This window comes from Streptomyces sp. NPDC000594 (genome assembly GCF_040299965.1).
In the GTDB taxonomy this organism is placed as follows: domain Bacteria; phylum Actinomycetota; class Actinomycetes; order Streptomycetales; family Streptomycetaceae; genus Streptomyces.
The window spans coordinates 1-22,898 of sequence record NZ_JBEPCY010000053.1 but is presented as its reverse complement, the minus strand read 5'-3'; the positions used below and the strand labels follow the sequence as shown (position 1 = coordinate 22,898).

Sequence of the window (22,898 nt, the reverse complement as noted above, 5' to 3'; positions counted from 1 at the left end):
ATCAGTTTCACCGAGTGTGACGACCTCTCAACCAGACCCCACCACGGCCCGATCCCGTATCCGCCTCCCGCGAGGCCGACGCCCCCGGCCGCCCCAGACGGCGATCCCGCAGTACAGCGTCAGCGCCGAGCGCCACGACAACGCCCTGGACACCTCCTGGTGGACCGTCGCCCGTCGCCTTCCCGCCCTCTCCGGCATCGTGATCCAACTCGCCTGGAACGCCGACCGCCGCGCCTGCCTCCTCGTCGGCCTGCTCCAGGTCGCCTCCGGGGCGGTGACCGCGGTCGGCCTCTACGCAACCACCGGCGCCCTGGCCCCCATCCTGGCCGCCGGCCCCACCGCCGACCGGCTTCATGACGCACTCCCCTCGATCATCATCGTTGCCCTCGCCGCGTCCGCGCGCTCCCTCATCGCCGCGCTCACCATCGCCGCAACCGCCCGCATCGGACCGCGCGTGGACGGCATCGCGGAGGTCCGCTACCTCGAAGCCGCCACCCGCGTGCCGCTCGCCGTCTACGACGACCCCGCCTGGTGCGACCACAGCGAAGCCGCCTCCCGGGCAGCCAAGGACGCCCACCTGATGGTGGAAGCCCTCGGACTCGTCACCACCGCGCTCCTGGGCCTCCTCGCCGCCGCCGGCGTCCTCGCCCATCTCCACCCCGTTCTCCTGCCGCTGCTTCTGCTCGCGGTCGTCCCCCGCGGATGGGCCGCCGCCAGGGCCGCCCGCGCCGCGCACGCCGCCGACCGCCACACCCTCTCCGACCGGCGCGTGCGGCACTCCCTGATGTTCCACACCGCCGGCCGGGACCACGCCCTGGAAGTCCGCGCCAACACCATGCGGCCCTGGCTCCTCGACCGCTTCCGGACCGTCACCGGCCGCCTCGAACAGGCCGCCGCCGAAGTCGGCCGCACGCACGCCCGCTACCAGCTCGTCGGCGACGCCGCCGCCGGACTGGCCACCGGCACCGTCTACGCCACACTCCTCTGGCTTGCCGCCACCGGCCACATCGCCCCGGCCGCCGCCGGCACCGCCGTCATCGCCGTCCAGACCAGCGGACGCCTCCTCGCCGGACTGGTCCACGGCGCGAACTCGGGGTTCAAGACCGGCCTGTACCTCGCCGACTGGGAGGACTTCCTCCGGGACAGTGCCGCCCGCACCCTCCAGCCCGAGAGCACCCAGGCCCCTGCCAACCCCCAGGTCATCGAGGCCAAGGGCGTCACGTTCCACTACCCCGGCAGCGACACCCCCGCCCTCACCGACATCACGGTTCGCGCGCACCGCGGGGAAGTCCTCGCCATCGTCGGGGCCAACGGCTCCGGCAAGTCCACCCTGGCCAAGGTCCTTGCCGGGCTCTACCACCCCACCACCGGAACGGTCACCTGGGACGGGACCGACCTCACCCGCACCGATCCCGACCAGATCTGGCGGAGCCTGGCCATGCTGCCCCAGGACTTCGGCCGCTGGCCCGTCACCGCCCGGGAGAACATCACCCTCGGCCAAGGCTCACAGGACACCACAGCGATCGACGCCGCCGCCCACGCCGCCGGTGCCGACACCGTCCTGGCCGCGCTTCCGGGGGGCCTCGACGCCAACCTCGCGCCGTCCCAGTGGGGAGGCCGCGACCTCTCCGGCGGGCAATGGCAGAGGATCGCCGCAGCCCGGGCCTTCTACCGGGATTCACCCGTGCTGATCTGCGACGAGCCGACCTCCGCCCTCGATCCCCTCGCAGAGGAAGCGTGCTACGAACGCATCCGCGCTCTCGCCACCGGCCGCACCGTCGTCCTCATCACCCACCGACTCGGATCCACCCGGGCCGCTGACCGCATCATCGTCCTCGACCAGGGACGGCTGATCGAAGAAGGCACCCACGAGACCCTCCTTCACCGAGGCGGGACCTACGCGACCATGTGGCGCACCCAGGCAGAGACGTACAGCGACCAGCTGGCCTAGGTGCTGCATCTCGATGCGCGATTCCGGGGCAGGGGTTCGCGGACAAGTCGGAACCTCATTCCGGAAATCAGGTTCCAGTTTCTGCAATAGAGAGGGCTTTTCAGCCATATGGCGCTTTTTGCAAGCGTAGTTGGGACCACGCAACGGCACAGGTGAAAACTCCCTCAGCCCGGCAAGTGCCCGCTTGAATCAAACTGACGTTTTCCTTTCACCCCTAGGGGTTGTCATACCGCGCTTCGGGCATGCCCGGGATCGTTGCGGGCAGAGTGAGGATCGGGACTGTACACAGTGGGCCTGCGGATCAATCTCCGATTCCTGAGGGTGACACGCCCAGTCCTGTCACCCGAGAGGTTCATGATCCGGTGCACGGCGCTGGCACGTGCTGAGGAACATCGTTGCCCGGATACCGCGCTTCCTCTCATCAACAGTCCCATCGAGATGATCCGACCTTCTTCGACCCCTTTGGAGGGAAGATGACGTCGAGACAACGATCAGTTGGGGCCTTGCGGGCCGCAGCCCGGTTAACGCTCTGTGCGGTAACTGCGCTGCTGGTCACGCTGAGCGGGATCAACCCCGCGGCTGCCGCCCCACAGTCGGTCACAGTGACCTACCGGAGCAGCAGCAGCTGGACCAACAACTCGTACGACGTGTCCATCAAGGCTACGGTCACCCGGACCGGTAATCGGTATGAGCTGAAGGGCACAGTGACGTCCCGCTGCGTCCGCCAGATTGGACCGGCGCAGCTTTGGGGCCTGTCTTTCAGGTCCAGTATCGAAGGGTGGCGGCGCACGCAAGGGCCCTGCGGCTCGACGCCGTCGACCGTGGCGATCAGTGAGACGGGCCGTCTGTTCCCGGATGGGTTTGTGTTCCTACAGGCAGGCGCATATGGCGGCGAGGCGTTCGGCAGTTGGGGCTGGGGAACCCAGAAACTGGTCGTTGTGTGACCGCAATAGTCTCAGCGCGACGCGGAGCGTGGCCCTGCACAGCGACGTAATGTGAAGCCGACGGCTGTCGGCATCGTACACGGCGTTTCACTGCGTACGGAACGGCGGCCGTCGACCTCGTGGTGTTGTGGATGCACATCCGCTGAATGACGAGCACTGACGCCAGATTGACAGTTGCGGCCCCACACGAATTCGTGCCACCTACAGACCCTTTAGCGGACCCCGCCTCAGCTCTTGAGAGCGAGAGCGAGGGTGCGGGTGCGGCGGGCGGAGCACCGACGGCCTTGGTACAGGTCTTCGCAGCGCACACGAGGACTTCAGCAACGTCCCGGTCGTCGCACATCGCGGCCTCGTCCATGACCAGGACGCGGGGTGGGGTACGGCTACGCCGACCTGTTGACGGGTGGGGCTGGGCGGTTGGCCGGTGGGGGCCGGGGAGGGCCGGGGGTGGGGAGCCTCCGGCCGTCCCTGGTGTGGTTGGGGTCAGCCGAAGGAGATGGTCGAGGTGCGGTCGTTCCACCAGCCGAGGTTGGTGGTGGGGCCCTTGTAGGGGTCGCTCATGGCGCCGCCCCACTGGGAGTTCTGGTAGAGGGTGATCCAGCAGCCGGAGCTGGGGGTGAGTGAGCTGATCTGGTCGTTCCAGCGGCTGCCGCCCAGGTCCCAGGCGTAGTCCTCGCCGTTGCCGGTGGCGCAGGTGTGGTTGCCCCAGAAGTAGAGGGAGTCGCCGAGGTGGTCGGCGTCCCAGGAGGCGGTGCCGAGCCAGGTGCGGCCGGTGCCCCAGTCCTCGCGGGCTTTTGTGCCGAGGGCGGCTGTCAGTTCTGCGGGGTTGTCGGCGGTGGTGACGGCTCCTTGCGAACCGGCCTTCGCCGCTTGGCGGAAGGTCTCGAAGCAGGTCACCTTCTGGGTGGTGACGTCGGCGACGCACTGGTCGCCCTTTCCGGTGGTACGGGGGGTGTCCCCGGCGGCGGACGCCGGCAGGGCGGTTCCGAGGGCGAGGGCGGTGGAGACGGCGAACACGGCGACGACTCTGCGCATGTCGGGGTTCCCTTCGTGTGCGAGGACGGATCTCGCCTCGCGACAACGACGATGCCCGGCACCGTTCAACGAACGTACGACGTTCATGACGTGGTGTGTTCAACGACCCGGTACCGCGAGGGGCCGGGAGGGGCCGACCCGGTACCGGGAGGGGCGGGGTGCCCCCGGGAGAACAGGTCCCGGGGGCGCCCCGGGGTGTCAGACGCCGAACGCGGCGGGGTACCGGATGGTGCCGCCGGGCACGGCGCGGGTGTCGTCGAGGGCCAGGGCCATCATGGCCTCGTCGGGCACCTCGAAGGGTGCGCGGATGCCGAACCCGGAGGCCGGGGTGAAGCCGAACCGCGGGTAGTACTCGGCGTGGCCGAGGACGACGACGAGGTTCTCCCCCTGGGCGCGGGCGGCGTCCAGCGCGGCGCGGACGGCGGCGGAGCCGGCGCCGGTGCGCTGGGCGGAGGGCAGTACCGCGCACGGGGCCAGGGCGAGGGCGGGCGCGCCGTCGACATGGCACCGGGTGAGCAGGGCGTGCCCGGCCGCAGTGCCGTCGGGTGCGGTGGCGATCACGGACAGGCCGTCGATCCACGCCTCCGGGTCGGCGCGCAGCGCGTCCACGAGGTCGGCCTCCTCGGCGCCGGGGAAGGCGGCGAGGTTGATGGCGCGGATGGCCGCGATGTCGTCGGCGGTCTCGGGGCGGGTGGTCCAGCTGGTCATGGGGGTTCCGTTCTCGCTGCTGTCGATGGCGACAGCCGTGTCGATGGTGGTGGAGATGACAGGGGTGGTGGAGATGGCAGGAGTGGCAGAGGTGGCAGAGGTGATGGGGGTGACGGGGGCGGGGGCGGCGTTGTCCTCGGGGTGGAGGACATAGGCGGCGTACCGGTAGTCGCCACCGTGCTCGCGCCGCATCGCGATCTCCGCCCGGAGCGCCGCGAGCGCCTCCGGCATACCGGGCAGCCGCAGGTCCGCTCCGGCGATCCGCCGGCCCAGCGGGGTGTAGTACTCGTCCCACCAGTCGCTCTCCGGCAGTGGCCGGTGCGCGCCGACGCGGTAGCCGGCCGCCCGTGCGGCGTGGGTGTTCCGGGTATGGGTACGCGGCGGATGGATCGCGTCCCAGTAGGCGCGGGCCGGAGCGGCGGGGTCGGGCACCGCCCATTCGATCTCGGTGACGACCAGGACGCCGCCGGGGGCGAGCAGACGGCGCCAGACCCGCAGGGCACGGTCGAAGCCGATGGCGTGGACCGAGCCCTCGGCCCAGATCAGGTCGAAGCTGTGATCGGGGAGGGGAAGCCGGTCCATGGAGCGGTTGACGACCGTGATCCGGTCGCCCAGACCCCGGCGGGCCGCCTCGGCCGCGAGGCCGTCCAGGAAGGGCTGGTGCAGATCGACCGCGGTGACGGACGCACCGGCCTCCTCGGCCAGCAGCAGCGCGGCGCGGCCGGGGCCGCACCCGGCGTCCAGCACCCGGGGGTGGTCGGGCAGCGGCCCGGCCGCCGCCAGCAGACGTCGTGTGGTGGCGTCCGACCCGGGACCCTGCCGGGGCAGGCCGTGGTGGAGCGCGAAGAACGCCTCGGTGGGCGGATTATCGGTATGAGACAAGAGAGAGACCCTGGAAAAGGGGCCCCGATGGACGGGCCACCGACCCCGCGAGCCGACAGGGCTCGGGCGGGGGACAGCGGTGTCAGGTCAGACCGGGGCCCGGGACGTGAGGATGGTCCGGCGGGCACTGCGCACAGCAGCGGCCTCGACGACAGTCATCAACTCACCTCCCACTTCCGGTTCCGCAGTCGACCCGTTTGTCCCTGCGCCGTCAACGCTAGCACGGGCCTCGCGCGACCCTCCCCGTACCCCTTCCCGGGCCCTTTCCTGTGCCCCTTCCCCCGTAACGCCGTCGAGCGCCCGACCGCGCGCCGGCGCACCCCCCGTACGCCAGGGAATGTACGCGGGGGAGATACCCGAGGACGGACGTGACGGAACGGGCGCCGCCGGGGGTGGGCGCGGCCATCATGGAATTCCGGCACCGGGTAAACACGGGGGGCGCCGGCGGCTGTATCCGGGTGTCGACATCGGTTGCCGGAGGAAGGACGCTGAGGATGCTGGACCCAGTGACGCTGGTCGTGGTGGTGACGGTGTGCGCCCAGCTGGTGTGCGCGCCGACGGATCTCCTGAGCCGAAGGGCGCGGGGGCGCGCCCGGGGGCACGCCGTGGCCACGGCGGAGCGGACCACCGGGCGGACAGCCGGTCGGATGGCCGGGCAGATGGCCGGCCAGATGGTTGGGCGGGGGGCCCGCCCGTGAGCGGCGAACCGGTCGCGCGGGCACGCGACTTCGAGACCTTCTTCTCCTGCGCCCATCCGCGCCTCCTGGCCCAGGCGATCATGTTGTGCGGCAACCGGGAGGACGCCGAGGACGCCGTACAGGAGGGGTTCGCCGAGGCCTACCGGGCCTGGGACCGGATCGCCGGGTACGAACTCCCCGAGGCCTGGGTGTACCGGGTCGCCGTCCAGCGGCTCTGGAAGACGTACCGCAGACGCCGGGAGGGCCAGGACCGGCTCCCCGATCTGCCCGTCCCGGTGCAGGCGGGCCCCGAGCGGACCGCCGAGGCACGCGAGGTGTTACGGCTGCTCGCCGCCCTGCCACCCCGGCAGCGGGTCACCATGGTGCTCTTCTGTCTGCACGGGTGGTCGCAGCGGGACATCGCCAAGGCACTGCGGATGACCAGGGGCGGCGTCGCCGCGAATGTGTCGAAGGCGCGCCGGACACTCAGGGAGGCGCTGGGCATGGCCGACGCGGAGATGAGCGGTCGCGAGGCGTTCGTGGTGGGGCCGGGCCGGGAGGAGCGTGACCGTATCCGGCTGACCGGGACGGGCCGGGGCGTACCCGACCCCGTCGACCGGGCGCTCAGGGACACCGAGTCCTGGCTGCGCGCGGCCGTCCTCGCGGACCCGGCGGAGCCGGAACGGGCCCGCGCCAAGCTGGCCCGGCGGCTGAAGCGGCGACCGTGAGCCGGGACGGCCGTGACACGGGACGACGAGCGATCGTGAGACGGGACGGCCGTGACACGGGACGACGAGCGATCGTGAGACGGGAGGAGCGCCCGTGAGAACCGTCCTGGGCGGACTGCGCGGACTGCTGGCCGTGACCCTGCTCGCCGGCTTCTATGTGGTGGTCTGCACCCTGCTCCTCCTCGACGCGGGGTTCGTGGCGGTCACCCTGTGGGGGATCGTGGAGACCCCCACCCGCGTCGGCAGCTGGGCGCTGGTCATCGGCGGCTGCGTCCCGGCCGCGTTCGCCCTCGGGTACGGGCTGGTCACGGTCAGCCGGACCGGCGAAGTGCCCCCCGCCGCCGTACCCGTCCGCCGGGACGAGGCGCCCGGCCTCTGGCGGCTGGTCGACGAGCTGGCGGAGCGGCTGGACACCCGACCGCCGGGCCGGATCCTGCTGACCCCCGAGGTCAACGCGTCGGTGTCGGAGGAGTCACCGATGCTCGGCCTGATCGTCGGCGAGCGGACGATGTACCTCGGGGTGCCGCTGCTGACCTGTCTGGAACCGGCGGAGCTGCGGGCCGTACTCGCCCATGAACTCGGCCACTACGCGGGCCGGCACACCCGCTTCGGCGCGATCTCCTACCGGGGGGCGGAGTCGCTGCGCTTCACCCTCTTCCGGCTCCGGATGACCGATGCGGCCGGACAGGGGTTCCTCGGCTACACCGGGATCTTCCACTGGGTGGTCGCCCGCTACGCGTGGCTGTATCTCCGGCTGACCCTCGCGGTACGGCGCAGCCAGGAGCTGGAGGCGGACGCCGAGGCGGTCGCCGTGGCGGGCCCGGCGGCCACCGCCGGGGCGCTGCGCGCCGTCCACGCCCTCGGTCTCGCCTGGAGCGGCTTCCACGACCGCTTCCTGCGGCCCGTCCAGGGGCTGGGATTCGTACCCGAGGACGTCTTCGGGACCTTCGCCGCGATGGTGGAGGACCCGGCTGTACGGGAGCGTCTGGCCGAGCGGCGGGCGCACCCGGTCGAGGCGGCGGGCTCCCCGCTGGACTCCCATCCGCCGCTGCTCCGGCGGCTGGCCCTGATCGAGGCGCGGGGCGGTGGGGAGTACCCCGCCGCCGGGGTCGGGGAGCTGCTGGCCGACCGGCGGCCGGTGGCCCGGGTGGAGCGGCGGATGCTCGCCGAGGCACGGACCGCGCCGACCGCGCTGCCCCGGGCGCAATGGGCCGACCTGGCCGCCGAGGCGTTCGCGATCGAGCCGGCGAGCCTGCTGCTGGACGCGGCGCGCGGCGTCGGCGTGACCGCGCGGCCGACGCTCGGCACGGTTCTGGATCTGCTGGAGTGCGGGGACCGGGAGGAGTTGGTACGGCGGTTCACGGACGCGCCCTCGCCGGGGGAGCAACTGGCCGAGGGGCTGTACGCGCTGACCGGGCAGGCGCTGGCGGGGGCCGGGCTGGCGCGCTGGTCACTGAGTTGGACCGAGGGGTACCGGCTGGTCTGTGACGGGAGTTCCGGCCGGTTCCTGGACGAGTTGGTGACGGCCGCCGCCCGGGGCCCGGCGGGGGTGGGCGGCCTCCGCCGCGAGCTGGCCCGGCTCGGCCTGGCGGCCGAGTCGCCCGTACCGCTGGCGCTGCGTACCGTACCCGCCCCGGCCGGGCGCACCACGGGGCGGAGGATCCCACGGCTGGTGCCGGACTTCGTGGCGGAGGAGCTGCGGCGGCAGAAGAGCGTGCGCCGGTTCACCTTCGGCACGCTGGTCGTCCTGTTCGCCCTGTGGGGCGTGATGCTGATCAAGGCGGACTGGGTGGAGCCCTATCCGGCGGGCCGGGTGGGCGTCGCACAGGTCCGGCCGACCCTGCCGGGGGGATGGACGCCGGGGGGTCCGCTGCCGGGGGCCCTGCCGACCGCGGACCCGCCGACGGGTGCCCTTCCGGTGCCGGGCGCCACCCTGGTGCCGGGTACCACCCCGGTCCCGGAGATCACCGGGCTGGCGCGGTACCTGCTGGAGCATCCGCTGCGTCCGACGGTGCGCCCCGACGACCTGCTGTCCCACATCATCCGGGTGCGGCCGGGCGACACCCTGTCCGGCATCGCCTGCCGCCATGACACCACCGTCGGGAAGCTCCGGGAGCTGAACAGGCTGGGGGCCCGGGAGGTGCTGAAGGCCGGTGCGGTGCTGCTCGTACCGAACCGGGCGCGGATCGCCGGGGCGCGCTGCGGGTGACCGGGCGTCAGGCCCGTCCTCGGCGGCGGCGGCGCTTCGGTGGCGGGGGCTCGGCGCCGGGCTCCCACCAGCCGAAGCGGTCGGCGCGCCGCCAGGAGAACTCCGCGCCGGGGCCGACATCGGTGTACGTCCAGGAGTCGTCATCGGCCCGGCCCGGGTCGCTCGCCGGGCCGGGGCCGGCTCCGGGACCGGCTGCCGGGCCCGCGCCGGATTCCCAGGCGAACGGGTCGGCCGGCGGCGGCTCGGGGCCGTTCCCGGGGCCGTTCCCGGGGTCGGGGTCGGGGTCCGCTTCCGTCGTCCCCGAGGCGGCCGGTCCGGGGGGCCGCGTGGGTCCCGGGTCCTTCCGGCCGGGGCCGTTTCCACCGGGGCCGTTTCCGTTGGGGGTCTTCGTCGCACCGGGGGTCTGCGCACCGGCGGTCCTGGTCGCGCCGGGGGCCGGTCGCGGGGCGCGGCGGCGGTCGTACGCGGCACGCCTGGCCGGATCCAGAAGCGTCTCCCGGGCCCGGTACAGCCCCCGGAAGGCCTCGGCGTCACCGCCCCGGTCGGGGTGGTCGATCAGCGCCCGGTGCCGGAACGCGCGCAGGATCTGCGCCTCCGTGGCGTCCCCCGCCACACCGAGTACCGCGTAGAGATCCGGCTCACCTGCGGACGGGCTCATCCCACCGCCACCTCGGCCTGCCGGCACACGAGCCGCCACGACGCGCGGTGCGCGGGCCCCGAGAGCCCGCTCCCATGGCCCGACACAAAGGTCACCCAGCGGCGCCCGGCGAGATAGCACCAGATGTCCAGCTCGTCCGCACCGCCGGAGTAATGGAGGTCGCTCCGGACGGGTGTGTCGCCGTTGGCGAAGGGCCACTGCAACCGGGACTGGGCCTCCGGCGGCAGATTGCCGATGAATCCGCGCATCCGCTCCGTCAGCGGCACCTCCCCGGTGGGCCGCTCCGCTGTGTCCACGCCCGGCAGGGGCGGGCCGCCGGAGGGCGGCGGGCCGGCCCGCTGGATCACGACCGCGTGCCGCAGCGACGACGGTACGAAGGGCACGACCGTGATCAGCTGCGCGGGCCCGCCCCGGTCGTTGACGGTCGGGGTGCACTCGGCCAGGCCACGCTCCCCGAACACCACCGCGTACGGGCGGCGTTCGTCCGTGTGGTGGCAGTACGCCCACCACTCGACCACCGGTCCGACCCGGGAGACCATCCGGTCGCGGACCTTCGGGCTCAGCTCTTCCCACCAGTGGTCGCGCCCGGGGCGCTGGACGAAACCCAGCTGCCCGGCGCCATGGACCGGGGCGTCCATCCCGGCGGCGCGGGCCGGAACGTCCCCGATGGTTCGGGCCGGAACGGCCGGCTCCCCGGCAGCGCGGGCCGGAACGGCCGGCTCCCCGGCGGCGCGGGCCGGAACCACCGGCTCCTCGGCGGCCGGGACCGGTAAGGAGGCCTTCCCGTCCGCCCGGTCGGCCTCCGACCCGCCCCCACCACCCCTGTGCCAGGGCAGCCGCTTCGGCGCCATGCCCGCCTCCCCCGTGTCCTGTTCGCCCGCCCGCGCCTCGCCGGCACCGGCCCCTCCCATGGTGCCCCGCACCGCGCGGCGGGGGAACTCCAGGAGCGAAACCCTCCGGATGCCGTGTCCCGGATCCCCTCCCGGATCCCGTCCCGTCCGGGATCCCGGATCCCGGATTCCGTTTCCCGTAGAGCGAGTTCGGCCTTGCCCGGCATCGGTAGTCAGCGTTACTGTGTACCAGTACTCAATGACGCTGAATAGCTCAGGGAGGAGGTGCCCCATGACCAAGCTGATGACGGAGATGCTCAAGGGAACGCTGGAGGGCATCATCCTCGCGTCCCTGTCCGGCCGGCCCGCCTATGGCTACGAGATCACGGCCCGCCTGCGCGAACAGGGCTTCACCGACATCGCCGAAGGAACCATCTACGCGCTGCTCATCAGGGTCGAGAAGCGCGGCCTGGTCGATGTCGAGAAGATCCCCTCCGAGAAGGGGCCACCCCGCAAGATGCACTCCCTCAACGCGCGGGGACAGGAGTACCTCGAAGAGTTCTGGAGGACCTGGAGCTTCCTCACAGAGCGACTGGAACAGCTCCGCGAGGGAGCCGAGTGACCATGTCGACCAGCTCCCCCGACGAGGCGGTCACGTCCCCCGACGAGGCCACCACATCCCCTGACGAAGCGACCATGTCCGATAAGGAAGTGACCATGTCCGACACGGGGAAGAGCGGCCTCATCTCGAAGGTGATCGGGCCCAAGAAGCGCTGGAGGGCGTACAAGGAACGCGCACGCCGGCTCCCCGCGAACCACCGCACGGCGGTCGAGGCGATCGAGCGGTACCTGATGCACTTCGTGCCGACCGACGGCGACAGCAACCAGTCGATGTTCGAGGATCTCGCCGACCTCTTCGAGCAGGCCGTCGCGGACGGAACGCCGATCCGCGGGATCGTCGGGGAGGACCCGGTGGAGTTCGCCGACGCCTTCGCCCAGAACTACTCGGAGGGCGGCTTCGTCCCCGCCCGTGAGCGCGAGCGGCTGACCGCATCCATCGAGGACTGTACGCGGGAGGAGAACCATGAGGGATGACAACAGGAGCGGCTTCTCCCCGGCAGGGCTGCGCAGACTGCGCGAGGTGCTGACACGGCATGTGGAGTCCGGGCGGATCCCCGGCCTCGTCGCCCTCGTCGCCCGGGGCGAGGAGACCCATGTCGAGGCGATCGGGACAATGCGGCACGACGGCGGTCCGCCGATGCGCCGGGACACCGTCTTCCGGATGGCCTCGACCACCAAACCGGTCGCGGTGGCGGCGACGATGGTCCTGCTGGACGAGTGCCGGCTGCGGCTGGACGACCCGGTGGACCGGTGGCTGCCCGAGCTGGCCGACCGAAGGGTCCTCCAGCGGGTCGGCGGCCCGCTGGACGACACCGTGCCGGCGCGGCGGCCGATCACCGTACGGGATGTACTCACCTCCACGTTCGGGCTCGGACTGGATATGACGGCGAAGGACTCGCCGATGATGGCGGCCTTCTTCGAGCGGGGGATCTACGGCCTGGAATGGATGCTGCCGGCGCCGGATCCCGACGAGTGGATGCGTCGCCTGGGCACGCTCCCGCTGATGCACCAGCCCGGGGAGCGGTGGCAGTACAACGTCAGCGACGATGTGCTCGGTGTGCTCGTCGCCCGGGTCAGCGGCCAACCGTTCGAGACATTTCTGCGCGAACGCATATTCGACCCGCTGGGCATGAAGGACACCGGTTTCCATGTGCCCGCCGACCGGATCCACCGGCTGCCGCCCCTCTACGCCCCCGATCCGCTGACCGGGGAGTTCACCGTGGCGGACCGGGCCGAAGGAGGACACCACAGCCGGCCTCCGGCCTTCCCGTCGGGCGGCGGCGGGCTCGACTCGACCGTCGACGACTACCACGCCTACTTCCGGATGCTGCTCGACGGAGGGACGTATGGGGGCGAGCGGATCCTCTCCCGGCCCGCTGTCGAGCTGATGACCACCAATCGCCTCACCCCCGGGCAGCTGGCCGCCCGGGAGAGCTGGGCCCGTGAAGTCGTCCATCTGGCACACGGTCAGGGGCAGCACGGCGGCTGGGGCTTCGGGATGGCGGTCCGCACCTACCGCGGTGACTACGCGCCCATCGGCCAGTTCGGCTGGGACGGCGGATCCGGCACCACCGTGTACGCCGACCCGGAGAACGGGCTCGTCGGCATCCTGCTCACCCAGACCGGGATGTCCACCCCCGACTCCTCGCGGGCCATCCATGACTTCTGGACCACCCTCTACCAGGCGATCGACGACGACTGACGAGCGACGGGTTTCCAGCCGGGACACGGTAGTGGGGGACCGCCGCCTTCTTGCGCGGTCGGCCGACTTCTGGGAAGAAGACGGGGGAGAAGGCAGGGAGAACTCCCCTGGCCGTGTGCGGCCCCGCCCGGCCGGGAGCGGCCGGGGGAGCGGACGGACCAGCGCGCGCCACGTCGTCGGCACCACCGGGATGAAGCAAGGGGTGGCTGTGGGTTCGGTGACCGGTCCGGCGTCCAGGATCAGTGTCCTGGCCGCGTACGACGATCCCCGGGAAGTCGCACGGGAGGACTTCCGCCCCTGGAGCGCCGCCGTCGCCATGACGGAAGCGGTCGAGTACGCGATACCGCCCCCCGCCGCCCGCGCCCTGGACCGGCTGGACCCGGACCGGTGGCGCCGCCATGCCCGTATCGGCCGACAGGGCGCCCTGGTCACCACCAACCCGGTGATCGGCATCCTGGGACCGATGGCGGCACGGGCCCGGACGCCGGGTCAGGAGCACCAGCTGGACTGGGTCGACCCCTACACCCGAAGCCTCCGGGCGCATGACTACCGTGTCGTACGCCCGGACCGGGAATGCGTCCTGAACGCGGGCCGCCCCGGGGCCGAACTGTGGCGGCTGGGCCGCGAGTCCACCCAGGGCAACTCCGAATCGGCCGTGCGTTTCGCCTTCCTGACCCATACGGACGCGGTCCCCGTGGACATGCGCATCGCCATATCCGCCCTGTGGTGCGACGCCGCCCTGGCCGACCAGAGATACAGCGGCGAAACGTGCGCCCGGGAGGCCGGGAAGATGTTCCGTATCGCCCTCGACCATCTCTTCCCCCACCTGGAGGCGCCGGGCGCCCGGGAAGCGGTCTGGGAGCGGGAACTCGACCTCCTGCTGATCAATATGCTGCTGAGGCTGACCGGGACCTACCACGACCCGTCCGGTCTGACCCTGGGCCAACAGCTCTCGATGCGGAGCGTGGACTCCGGCGCCTCCGCGCAGATGTCCGAGAACGCCTTCTACAACGGCCTCACCGCCCACCCCCTCCTCCAGGAATGGACCAGGGCCTTCACGCCGTACCACGACATATGGCAGATCCAGCACGACGAGAAGAAGCCCGACCACAACCTCAACATCTGCTCGGCCCTGCTCCGCCACGGGATCGGCCCACGGGCACTGGCCGACTACCTCACCTATCTGACCTGCTCCACCGAACTGCCGCACCCACTGCACCAGCTCACCGACGGCTGGGCCGTCATGACCCTCACCAGCCTGCGTCATGACTCCCGGCTGCCCACGGCGCCACCGGTCCGGAGCCACGGCCACGGCCTCTGGGACGAAGGCCATGTCCGCAAGGTCAAGGCCGCCCTCGGCACCCACCACCAGGGGCCGCTGTCGGGGCCCGACCCCGCCCTGACGGGAGGCGATCTGGACCTGGCGGAGCTGCGCGCCCTCACCGACCCGGAGAACTGCCGCAGCTACACCGCCTGCACCCGCAATATGGCCACGGCCGTCGACCGCTGGCGCCAGTACGTACACCGCTACGACATCTTCCCCGCGGCCCTCGCCCACTCCCGCTACGCGTCCCGGCCGGACTGACGGCTCACGGTTCACCGCTCACGGCTGCCATCGCCGGTGGCCCTGGCCGTGGCCCTGGCGGTGGCCCTGGCCGTGGTCGCGGGGCGACGGGTGGCCCCGGCGCCGTCGAAGGGAGGCGTTCCACCACCACAGCAGCAGGGGCAGGGCCACTCCGCCGATCATGAGGTCCCGGACCCCGTCCCAGTGCCGCTCCTCCTGCCCCACCAGCAGCAGCCCGCCCGAGGCGATCGAGGCTCCGACGGGCATGGTCACGGTGAGCGGCAGCAGTACGCCGGGGCCGAGGGGCCTGTTGTCCAACAGCTCCCTGGCGCAGCCGGCGACCGCCAAGAGCCAGAGCGCGCCCATGACGAAGGCGACGGTGTACCAGCCCGAGCCGGGGCCGTCGGCCATGTTCACCCCACGCCCCCGGGTGTCGGCACCCAGGTGGTAGAAGCCGGAGACACCCACCGCGAAGGCGGTGGCCCCCAGGGCGGCCAGGGCCCACCACAGCACCCGGACCCCGCCGCTCACCGGACCGGACCGTGCCACCCCATCCATGCGCTGCTCCCTCCGAGGCCTGCCGCGCCGCACGACGTCTTCCCGCTCACTGTGGTCACTCGGTTCGCCCTGGCCGGGGGGCCGGTCAGCCGCGAACGGGCGGCACCGGGTCATGACGGCCGCGACGGCGGGCGACGCCGGGACGGCAGCGCAGCAGACGCGCCAGGATCAGCCGGCCGCCGCGGAGGGCGCCATGGCGGTGGAGGGCCTTGACCGCATAGGTGGAGCAGCTCGGGGTGTAGGGGCAGCACGCGGGCCGGGTCGGGCTGACCGCGACGCGGTAGTGCCGCACGGACCGGTACATCGCGGCGGCCATCCGCCCGCCCGGCGGGGGCGCGGCGGGGTCCGCGCCATGACCGGCCCCGGCCCTGGTGAGGGAGAGAGCGAGGACGGCGAAGAGTCCGTATATCTGCCCCGATATGCCGCCCCCGCAGCAGCATGGGTGCGTCGCGGTGTCGAGCGTCCCGGCGCAGCAGCCCTCTTCCTCCTCGCCGTCCGCCCCCTTCTTCTTCCTGTTCTTCCCGCGGCCGCGCTTCTCGTCCTGCGTCATGGTGCCCTGTCCCTCCCCGTCACGATGGAACGATCATACGGAGGGCCGGGCGGCACTTCCGGGTGCCGAGTCGGTGCTCTGGGCGGGGGTCGGATGCCCGTACGATCCCCGCCATGACCACCCGTCGCAGGCCCCTGGGCTCCGGCCCCGCCCCGCAGCAGCCCCAGGAGCACCCGGCCGGGGACGAGCCTCCCGTCCCCGCGCAGCCCCGAGCCCACGCCGCCCCGGCGGACGGCGACGACGGCCGCCTCTACCGGCCGGACATCCCCCTCGCCGACCTCCGCGCCCGGGGCGTCCTCGGGCACGCCCCGGGCGTATCACGGGATGTGCGTGATCCACTCGGATGATGTGGGTTTTCGCCACGGCTCCGGGGTCGTCGTTCGACGATTTGTGATCTTCTGGGTGCTTCTTCTCTGGGGCATCATCGTACATTTCGGATCGTGAATGGCTCAAACCAGCTGGTACGAAAATAATTTCTTGGAATGAAGGCGGTAGTGGTGGGGTAATCCTGGCTTGCCCGGCAGTCGGGTTATTTCAGGTACCACCTTCTGGATGGGGAATTCGAATGAACTGGGTCAAGAGATCCGCCGCTGTCATTTCCACGCTCGCTGTCGCCGGGGCCTGGGCCACGGTTTCCGCGGCTCCGGCCACCGCGGCGGGAGGTTGTCCGACGGCGCGGCTCTGCGTCTGGGACGGTACCGATTTCCTGGGAACGCGTATCGCATCCGCGAGTACCAATGCCTGTTTCTTCATCAATGACACGGCCGGCTTCAGCTCGGTCAGGTCCTACAGCAACAACTCCGCCGTCAGCGGGAAGATCTACGAGTACGGACCCGGCGGCTATTTCGCCGCGCGCACCCTTTCTGCCGGTGGCTTCAGCTCTGATATCGGTACCCCTCGCGGCGGAGGAGTTGCGGACATGATCTGCATGGGCAACGCCACTCCCTGATGCGGCCGTTCCCGGGTGCCGGGAATCCGCTTTTTCCGTGGTCGGCCGATCTCCCAGGAGAGAAATTGAGTTGGACGAGTAGATCTGCGGCATTCCTTTCGGCCCTGGTGCTGGCCGGTTCGGGCCTGGCCGTGTCGGCCACCCCGGCCGCTGCGGCGGGTGGTTGCCCCGAGGCCCGGCTGTGTGTCTGGGACGGGGTCGACTTCACCGGCAATCGCATCGCCAGTGCCAGTACCAACACCTGCTTCTTCATCAACGACATCACGGTTTTTGGATCGGTCAGGTCGTACTCCAACAACCTTCCCGTCGTGGCCAAGATCTGGCACGTCAAGAACGATGAATTCGCACTGGCGCGCACACTGCCGGCCGGTGGCTTCAGCAGCAATATCGGAACACCGCTCGGTGGGGCCCCCTTCGACAAGATCTGTCTGGGCAGCGCGCTCCCCGGGAGTTCATAGCCCGAGCGGTTGGACTCTTATCTCTCATCACTGTCGAGGGGACACATATGAACTGGAAGCAGAGATCGGCCGCTGTTTTCTCGGCGCTGGCTCTGGCGGGTACGGGGATGGCGGTGTCGGTCACCCCCGCCGCCGCGGCGGGTGGCTGTCCCGCGGCGAGGCTGTGCATCTGGGACGGCCCCAACTTCACCGGTGACCGCATCGCCAGCGCCAGCACCAACGCCTGCTTCAGGCCCTACGGCCACGCCGCCTTCGCGCACATCAGGTCGTACTCCAACAACCTGCCGGTCACCGCCAGGGTTTGGGAGCCGAACAGCCCCACGACCTGGAGTGTGACACGCACTCTGCCGGCCGGCGGGTTCAGCAGCGACATCGGCAACCCGGTCGGGGCCGGGCCCGACGACTATGTCTGTATGGGGAGCGCACAGCCTCAGCTGTGACAGCCGATCGCTGTGCCCGCCGAAGAAGAATTATCACCTAGCGAAACCGTTAATCGAGTTCACCGTTTCCGTGCCCCGTGCCGTGTGCGTGCGGGGCACGGAATCAACATGCCCTGATGCCGGTCGAATGCCTCACCCGGAAAAAGCGGTGTGGCATCGAGCGGTGCGCCTCCCGACCGCGTCCGGCGTCCGGCGTCCGGCGTCCGACGTCCTAGGGTGGGCCGATGCGCGCACACCGTACCGACCGGCCGGCCGATCTCGACATGGTCCGTGAGTCCTATGACCGGGTGGCCGACAACTATGCCCGGATGGTGGTGACGACGGGCGTCGGCGACATCCGCACCCATCCCTGGCTGAAGGCATCGATCGACGCCTTCGCCGACACGGTGAGCGGGCTCGGGCCCGTCCTCGACGTCGGCTGTGGACCCGGGACCGTGACCGCCTACCTCGCCGAACGCGGACTCGACGTATCCGGGGTCGATCTGTCGCCCCGCATGATCGAGAACGCGCGCCGGCTCCATCCGCAATGCCGCTTCGGCGTCGCCTCCGCCACCGAACTCGACCTGGCCGAGGCCTCCCTCGGCGGCATACTCGGGTGGTGGTCGCTGTTCAACCTCCCCCGTGATGTCCTTCCCCAGGTCCTCGCCGCGTTCGCACACGCCCTGAAGCCGGGCGGGCACTTCATCACCGCGACACATGTCGGCGACGAGGACGTGGTGCGCACCGAGGCCTATGGCGGCGTACCCGTTCGCTGGACGACCCACAAATGGCGGCCGGAACAGCTCGTGGAGCTGATCGAGGGGGCCGGACTGCGTACGGTCGCCGAACTCCGGCTCCCCGCGGACGAGTGGCCGGGTGTGGTCGTCATGGCGGAACGCCCCGCCTGAGGATCCCGTACCCGGCAGTCGGCACGCGGTGCGGTGTTCAGCGTACAGCCGACCGGGCCATACGGCGCAGGACGGGCACCGGGATCCCCGGGTTGCGGACGGCGTCCCCCGCACCGTGCCGGTAGTCGAGGAGTAGCGGGACCAGGGTCGCGGGAGGCAGGGCCGGGTTCTGGTAGGCCGAGAACCGGACGCTGGAGCAGGCGTCACCGGCCAGCCGGGCGGCGGACTCCGGTGACAGCCGCGGATCGCCGGCGGCGCGGGCCCGTACCGGGGCTTCGGGGTCATGGCTGAACCGTTCGACCAGCTCTGGACATCGAGGAGGACGTCCGCCGGGGCGTCGTCGCACGACTCGGTGAGGAAGAGCCGCACGATGCGGTCCTCGTCGCGGCCGAGGAGTTCCGGGCCCGGGGCTTCCGGCAGGGCGCGGGATGGTTTCTCCACGGGCATGAGCGATCCTTCCGAGTGTTTCCGAGTGCGGGGCCAGGCGGACGGCCCTCGTTGGGCACGTCAAACCCCTTCCGGGCATGCTCCATCAGATGTGGTGAACCGCGCAGCTCAGCACGGTGATGCGCAGGATCGCCCACCATGATGACGTCGTCTCGCCCACCCCCTCCTCCAAGGAGTACGACCATGTCCGCGACGACCGAGCCCAATGTCGGTTCGTTCACTCTCGGTGGTCCGCCGACCGCCGAGCCCGCCGCGCCGATCGAGGTGCCGGAGCACGACGAGTGGACCGTCCCCAACGGTTTCGCCTGGGTCTTTCCCGGCGAGGGCAACCACAGCGGTCTTGTCCGGCCCGTGATCCTGGCCGATGGCTTCAACCTCGGCCCGAGCAGGCTCGATGTGCTCTACCAGGGGCTGGAGGGCGGCGAGTTCCCGTTCATCGGTGAGCTGCGCCGGCGCGGCAGGGATGTGATCCTGCTCGGTTTCGAGGAGCGCAGCGCGTCGATCCTGGCGAACGCGGAGGCCGCCGAGGCCACCATCATGCGGGCCATCGCCGAGCAGGTGGACGAGGCCCGCCTGGTCGTCGGCGGTTTCAGTATGGGCGGCATCATCACCCGCTATGCACTGGCCAAGTTGGAGACAGCGGAGAAGGACCACCGGACCGGGCTGTACTTCTCCTACGACAGCCCGCACCGGGGCGCTTCCGTCCCGGTCGGTGTGCAGGCCTTCTCCCACTTCATCCCGTTCCCCAACAAGTTCGCGAAGCAGATGGACAGCCAGGCCGCGCGGCAGATGCTGTGGCAGCACTACGACAAGGAAACCAGCAAGATCGGCGTCGCGCAGGAGCGTACGGAGTTCCTGGAGGCCCTGGACCGGGTCGGCGGATGGCCGCAGATCCCGATGAAGATCGGCGTGGCCAACGGCCGTGCCGACGGGATCGGCCTGCCGGAGGTGAAGCCCGGCGAGGTCGCGCTGCGGATCGAGCGGATCTACCCGGACACCACCTTCTACACCCAGGCCCAGGGCGACGATGTGACGGCCGCCCATCTGAACCGTAGGTTCCCCAAGGCCGAGAAGACCATCACGACCAGCGGCTTCCCGGAAGTGGACGGCGCACCGGGTGGAACCCTGCAGACGTACGGGATCCTCGCCGGGGCACTGACGAAGCTCGGCGGCAAGGTCGAGCTGCGGCACGAGGATGTGTGCTTCGTCCCCTCGGTCAGCGCGGTCGCGATCCGTGACGTCGAGAAGCAGGACGATCTGTATGTGAACATCGACGGGCTGGCGCGGGAGGAGAGCGAGCTGGACGACTTCCGCTGCTCGTCCACGACCACCGGGCACACGGCCATCACCGAGGAACTGGGCGCCTGGCTGCTGGAGCGGCTCCCCGACTGATACCCGACTGATCCCTGTCATCGGCCACGCGGGCCCGGCCCGCGTGGCCGCGGTGCGTACGCGGAGCGGCCGGGGGCGTGGTCGCGGGCGTTGGCGCGTGTCTCGACCGCGTGTCTCGACCACATCCCTCGACCACATCCCTTGACCCTGTCACGGCGTCACAGTTTTCACTGGAGGGCATCGGGCCCCAGCGATCACCGTGCCGGGCCTGCCGCCTCCGCCTCCGCCTCCGAAGGGACAACGGGATGAGCGTCACCGTCGACAGGAACATGGCCCTGCTGCGCACGGCGTACCGGTGTGTGGAGCGCGGTGATCTCGACGCGGCCCAGGAGCTGCTGGCGGAGGACTTCATCGCCAACGTTCCCGGTACCCCCGAGCCCCTTCACGGGCGGGAGATCTGGCGCCTCGGCGCTCAGTCCATGCTGGACGCCTTTCCGGACCTGAGGATCGACATCCAGGACATCTTCGGCGTCGATGACAAGGTCACGGTGCTGGTCGGCTTCCGGGGAACGCACCTGGGCGCGTTTCAGCAGTTCGAGGCGACGGGCCGGCAGGTCGGCTATCGGAGTGTCGAGGTCTACCGTTTCGCGGCGGACAGGATCGCCGAGGAGTGGGTCGCCCCGGACATGCTCGGCCTGCTGCGGCAGATCGCGCCCACCGAGGCCGAGGCCGAGGCTGAGACCGCGACCGACACCGACACCGAGCGTCGCACTGACCGCCGTAGCGACCGCCGTACCGACCGCTGACCCACGCGGCCCGCCGACCTCCGCGCCAGGGACCACGATGGGTGTGCTGCTCATTCTGCTCCGGCTCTCCTCTCCGGGCCGGATCCCGACCTGTCATGAAACCCGGGACACCGCCGTCGACCTGACCCCGGACGGGGCACCGGGCATGACCCCGGGCATGACTTCGGGCACGACCCCAGGCACGACCCCGGGCCGGGCCCGGCACCGGGCGGTACCTCCCTCGGCTCCGGCCCTCAGCGTGTGATGTGCGGCGGCCCGGGGACGGGTGCGCACTGCGGTGCCCCGCGCCGAAGGAGGGTCACCCACCCGTGACCCGGTTTCTCCGCCACCCTCCATGGCCGGATCCTTCCCCGGCCCGTTCAGGCCATCGTTCCCCCCTTTCCTCCCGCTCCGGAGTGCGGCGAAGCTGACTCCGTCGCCCGGAGGCATCACCCGGCAGGTGCCCGCCGGACGGCACCCGACCAGGGATCCACCACCTTCGGGTCCGAGCCCCGCTCGTCCCGGCCCCCTTTCTCTGTCCCCCTCTCCCACCATGAACAGGGTATTGACGTGTCCATGTCTTTCCGTCGTACTTCCTCCCGCTCCGCCGTCACCGCAGCCGTGCTCGCCGCGGTCGTGCTCGGGGTGACCGCCCCCACCCAGGCCGCCCCCGCCACCCCGGCCCAGCAGGCCGCCGCCGCGGTGAACGCCACATCGAGCGCGGGAGGCGCGATCACCCGCAGCGAGATAGTCCAGCGGGCGCAGTACTGGGTCGACCAGGCCGTCCCGTACAGCCAGTCCGCTTACCACCGGGACCCCCAGGGCCGTCTGTACCGGACCGACTGTTCCGGCCTGGTGTCCATGGCCTGGCATCTGCCCAGGCCCGAGGTGACCTGGACGCTCCCCAACTTCTCGACGAAGCTCGCGAGCCTGGACGACCTCCAGCCGGGCGACGCGCTGAACGATGTCAGCACCCATGTGATGCTCTTCGTCGGCTGGACCGACAGCACCCGCACCAGGGCCCAGGTCATCGAGCACGCCCGGCCCGGCACGGTCGCCCGCAAGGAGAGCTACACCCGCGCCTACCTCAACGACAAGGGCTTCAGGGCCTACCGCTACAACAAGGTCGTCGACAGCCCGGTGACCGTCCCGGACAAGGGCATGACCCATGTCACCGCGGTCGGCGATCTGACGGGCGACGGAGTACCCGACGCCATCGCGGTCCAGGCGTCCAATGGTGACCTCTACCGCTACTCCGGCCCCAACTACACCGGTGGTACCGCCCGGTCGAAGATCGGCTTCGGCTGGGACTCGATCAGCGACATCGTCGGTACGGGTGACCTGAACGGTGACGGCGTGGCGGACATCATCGCCGTCGACGCCGAGAACGGAAACCTCTACCGCTACTCCGGCCCGAACTACAACGGCGGCACCAAGGTCCAGATCGGCACCAACTGGGACGCGATGACCAACGTCACCCCGGTCGGTGATCTGACGGGTGACGGGCGTCCGGACATCATCGCGGTGGAGAAGGCCACGGGTGATCTGTACCGCTATGCCGGTCCCGGCTTCGCGGGCGGCGCGGCCCGGTCGAAGATCGGCAACGGCTGGAACGCGTACTCCACCATCGTCGGTACGGGCGATCTGACCGGTGACGGGGTGGCGGACATCGTCGCCGTCGACGCCGAGAACGGGAACCTCTACCGCTACTCCGGTCCGCACTACAACGGTGGCACCAAGCTCCAGATCGGCAACGGCTGGCACACGATGATCAACCTCACCGGCGTCGGGGACATCACCGGGGACGGCATCCCCGACCTGCTCGCGGTCAACTCCAAGACGCAGAAGCTCTACCGCTACTCGGGCCCCGGCTTCGCCGGCAGCAGCGCCGTGGAGATCGGCACCAACTGGTAACCCCCAGCGGGCCCGCTCGGCCCGCTCGGCCCACCCGGCGGGGCCGCCGCCACCGCGCGGCCCCGCCCC

Annotated in this window: 23 protein-coding genes; 16 read left to right on the top strand and 7 right to left on the bottom strand. The window is 70.9% G+C overall.

All coding sequences use genetic code 11. From position 1 onward, the window contains the following. Positions 1 to 16: 16 nt before the first annotated feature. A complete protein-coding gene (locus tag ABT354_RS36365) occupies positions 17 to 1,951 on the top strand; it encodes an ABC transporter ATP-binding protein (RefSeq protein WP_351502000.1) in 1,935 nt (644 codons plus the stop codon). A 1,427-nt stretch (positions 1,952 to 3,378) separates the two neighbouring features. On the opposite strand, the gene ABT354_RS36360 is transcribed toward ABT354_RS36365, so the two are convergent. Then, on the bottom strand, positions 3,379 to 3,930 hold the full coding sequence (locus ABT354_RS36360; protein ID WP_351501998.1) for a hypothetical protein: 552 nt from the start codon (positions 3,928 to 3,930) through the stop codon (positions 3,379 to 3,381). A 198-nt stretch (positions 3,931 to 4,128) separates the two neighbouring features. Then, positions 4,129 to 5,520, bottom strand: a complete 1,392-nt coding sequence (locus ABT354_RS36355) for a GNAT family N-acetyltransferase (RefSeq protein ID WP_351501996.1) — start codon at positions 5,518 to 5,520, stop codon at positions 4,129 to 4,131. A 494-nt stretch (positions 5,521 to 6,014) separates the two neighbouring features. On the opposite strand from ABT354_RS36355, the gene ABT354_RS36350 reads away from it, so the two are divergent. The 3 genes from ABT354_RS36350 (at position 6,015) to ABT354_RS36340 (ending at position 9,134) form a co-directional block, all read left to right on the top strand. After that, the gene (locus ABT354_RS36350; RefSeq protein WP_351501994.1) at positions 6,015 to 6,218 is read left to right on the top strand and encodes a hypothetical protein; all 204 of its coding nucleotides are present in this window, start codon (positions 6,015 to 6,017) and stop codon (positions 6,216 to 6,218) included. After that, complete coding sequence (locus ABT354_RS36345; RefSeq protein WP_351501992.1) at positions 6,215 to 6,925, top strand: RNA polymerase sigma factor; 711 nt, start codon at positions 6,215 to 6,217, stop codon at positions 6,923 to 6,925. Before ABT354_RS36350 ends, ABT354_RS36345 begins: the two co-directional genes overlap by 4 nt. Before the next feature lie 94 nt (positions 6,926 to 7,019). Further along, positions 7,020 to 9,134 (top strand): M48 family metalloprotease, encoded by a 2,115-nt coding sequence (locus tag ABT354_RS36340; protein WP_351501990.1) that lies wholly within the window; start codon positions 7,020 to 7,022, stop codon positions 9,132 to 9,134. A gap of 7 nt (positions 9,135 to 9,141) precedes the next feature. Here ABT354_RS36340 and ABT354_RS36335 read toward each other — a convergent pair whose 3' ends face one another. Together ABT354_RS36335 and ABT354_RS36330 are read right to left on the bottom strand one after the other, a co-directional pair. Continuing rightward, on the bottom strand, positions 9,142 to 9,792 hold the full coding sequence (locus tag ABT354_RS36335; RefSeq protein WP_351501988.1) for a DnaJ domain-containing protein: 651 nt from the start codon (positions 9,790 to 9,792) through the stop codon (positions 9,142 to 9,144). Then, complete coding sequence (locus ABT354_RS36330; protein ID WP_351501986.1) at positions 9,789 to 10,643, bottom strand: hypothetical protein; 855 nt, start codon at positions 10,641 to 10,643, stop codon at positions 9,789 to 9,791. The genes ABT354_RS36335 and ABT354_RS36330 overlap by 4 nt, the downstream gene beginning before the upstream one ends. 271 nt (positions 10,644 to 10,914) lie before the next feature. Between ABT354_RS36330 and ABT354_RS36325 the strand changes: the two genes are divergently transcribed. The 4 genes from ABT354_RS36325 (at position 10,915) to ABT354_RS36310 (ending at position 14,530) form a co-directional block, all read left to right on the top strand. Then, positions 10,915 to 11,244, top strand: a complete 330-nt coding sequence (locus ABT354_RS36325) for a PadR family transcriptional regulator (protein ID WP_351501984.1) — start codon at positions 10,915 to 10,917, stop codon at positions 11,242 to 11,244. A gap of 2 nt (positions 11,245 to 11,246) precedes the next feature. Continuing rightward, a complete protein-coding gene (locus ABT354_RS36320; RefSeq protein ID WP_351501981.1) occupies positions 11,247 to 11,717 on the top strand; it encodes a DUF1048 domain-containing protein in 471 nt (156 codons plus the stop codon). Beyond that, positions 11,707 to 12,945, top strand: coding sequence for a serine hydrolase domain-containing protein (locus tag ABT354_RS36315; RefSeq protein ID WP_351501979.1), 1,239 nt, complete (start codon positions 11,707 to 11,709; stop codon positions 12,943 to 12,945). The genes ABT354_RS36320 and ABT354_RS36315 overlap by 11 nt, the downstream gene beginning before the upstream one ends. A 208-nt stretch (positions 12,946 to 13,153) precedes the next feature. After that, positions 13,154 to 14,530, top strand: a complete 1,377-nt coding sequence (locus ABT354_RS36310; RefSeq protein ID WP_351501977.1) for a hypothetical protein — start codon at positions 13,154 to 13,156, stop codon at positions 14,528 to 14,530. An 18-nt stretch (positions 14,531 to 14,548) separates the two neighbouring features. Here the strand turns inward: ABT354_RS36310 and ABT354_RS36305 are convergent, their stop codons facing one another. Together ABT354_RS36305 and yidD are read right to left on the bottom strand one after the other, a co-directional pair. Further along, positions 14,549 to 15,067 (bottom strand): hypothetical protein, encoded by a 519-nt coding sequence (locus ABT354_RS36305; RefSeq protein ID WP_351501975.1) that lies wholly within the window; start codon positions 15,065 to 15,067, stop codon positions 14,549 to 14,551. Between the two features lie 85 nt (positions 15,068 to 15,152). Beyond that, positions 15,153 to 15,617 carry a membrane protein insertion efficiency factor YidD gene (gene yidD / locus ABT354_RS36300; protein WP_351501973.1) on the bottom strand — a complete coding sequence of 155 codons (465 nt, stop codon included), beginning with the start codon at positions 15,615 to 15,617 and terminating at the stop codon, positions 15,153 to 15,155. A 113-nt stretch (positions 15,618 to 15,730) separates the two neighbouring features. On the opposite strand from yidD, the gene ABT354_RS36295 reads away from it, so the two are divergent. From ABT354_RS36295 to ABT354_RS36275, 5 genes are all read left to right on the top strand, one after another. Then, positions 15,731 to 15,964 (top strand): hypothetical protein, encoded by a 234-nt coding sequence (locus ABT354_RS36295; RefSeq protein ID WP_351501971.1) that lies wholly within the window; start codon positions 15,731 to 15,733, stop codon positions 15,962 to 15,964. A gap of 218 nt (positions 15,965 to 16,182) precedes the next feature. After that, the gene (locus ABT354_RS36290) at positions 16,183 to 16,566 is read left to right on the top strand and encodes a peptidase inhibitor family I36 protein (protein ID WP_351501968.1); all 384 of its coding nucleotides are present in this window, start codon (positions 16,183 to 16,185) and stop codon (positions 16,564 to 16,566) included. 65 nt (positions 16,567 to 16,631) lie between these two features. Next, positions 16,632 to 17,024, top strand: coding sequence for a peptidase inhibitor family I36 protein (locus tag ABT354_RS36285; RefSeq protein ID WP_351501966.1), 393 nt, complete (start codon positions 16,632 to 16,634; stop codon positions 17,022 to 17,024). A gap of 47 nt (positions 17,025 to 17,071) precedes the next feature. Further along, positions 17,072 to 17,464, top strand: a complete 393-nt coding sequence (locus ABT354_RS36280) for a peptidase inhibitor family I36 protein (RefSeq protein WP_351501964.1) — start codon at positions 17,072 to 17,074, stop codon at positions 17,462 to 17,464. A gap of 224 nt (positions 17,465 to 17,688) precedes the next feature. After that, positions 17,689 to 18,351 (top strand): methyltransferase domain-containing protein, encoded by a 663-nt coding sequence (locus tag ABT354_RS36275; RefSeq protein ID WP_351501960.1) that lies wholly within the window; start codon positions 17,689 to 17,691, stop codon positions 18,349 to 18,351. Positions 18,352 to 18,388: 37 nt separating this feature from the next. On the opposite strand, the gene ABT354_RS36270 is transcribed toward ABT354_RS36275, so the two are convergent. After that, entirely contained in the window at positions 18,389 to 18,697 is a 309-nt protein-coding gene (locus ABT354_RS36270; RefSeq protein WP_351501958.1) for a hypothetical protein, read from the bottom strand. A gap of 284 nt (positions 18,698 to 18,981) precedes the next feature. Here ABT354_RS36270 and ABT354_RS36265 point away from each other — a divergent pair, with 284 nt between their 5' ends. The 3 genes from ABT354_RS36265 (at position 18,982) to ABT354_RS36255 (ending at position 22,829) form a co-directional block, all read left to right on the top strand. Then, entirely contained in the window at positions 18,982 to 20,190 is a 1,209-nt protein-coding gene (locus ABT354_RS36265) for an esterase/lipase family protein (RefSeq protein WP_351501956.1), read from the top strand. Positions 20,191 to 20,435: 245 nt separating this feature from the next. Next, the gene (locus ABT354_RS36260) at positions 20,436 to 20,936 is read left to right on the top strand and encodes an ester cyclase (protein ID WP_351501954.1); all 501 of its coding nucleotides are present in this window, start codon (positions 20,436 to 20,438) and stop codon (positions 20,934 to 20,936) included. Positions 20,937 to 21,491: 555 nt separating this feature from the next. Beyond that, positions 21,492 to 22,829 (top strand): C40 family peptidase, encoded by a 1,338-nt coding sequence (locus tag ABT354_RS36255; RefSeq protein WP_351501951.1) that lies wholly within the window; start codon positions 21,492 to 21,494, stop codon positions 22,827 to 22,829. Positions 22,830 to 22,898 lie beyond the last annotated feature (69 nt).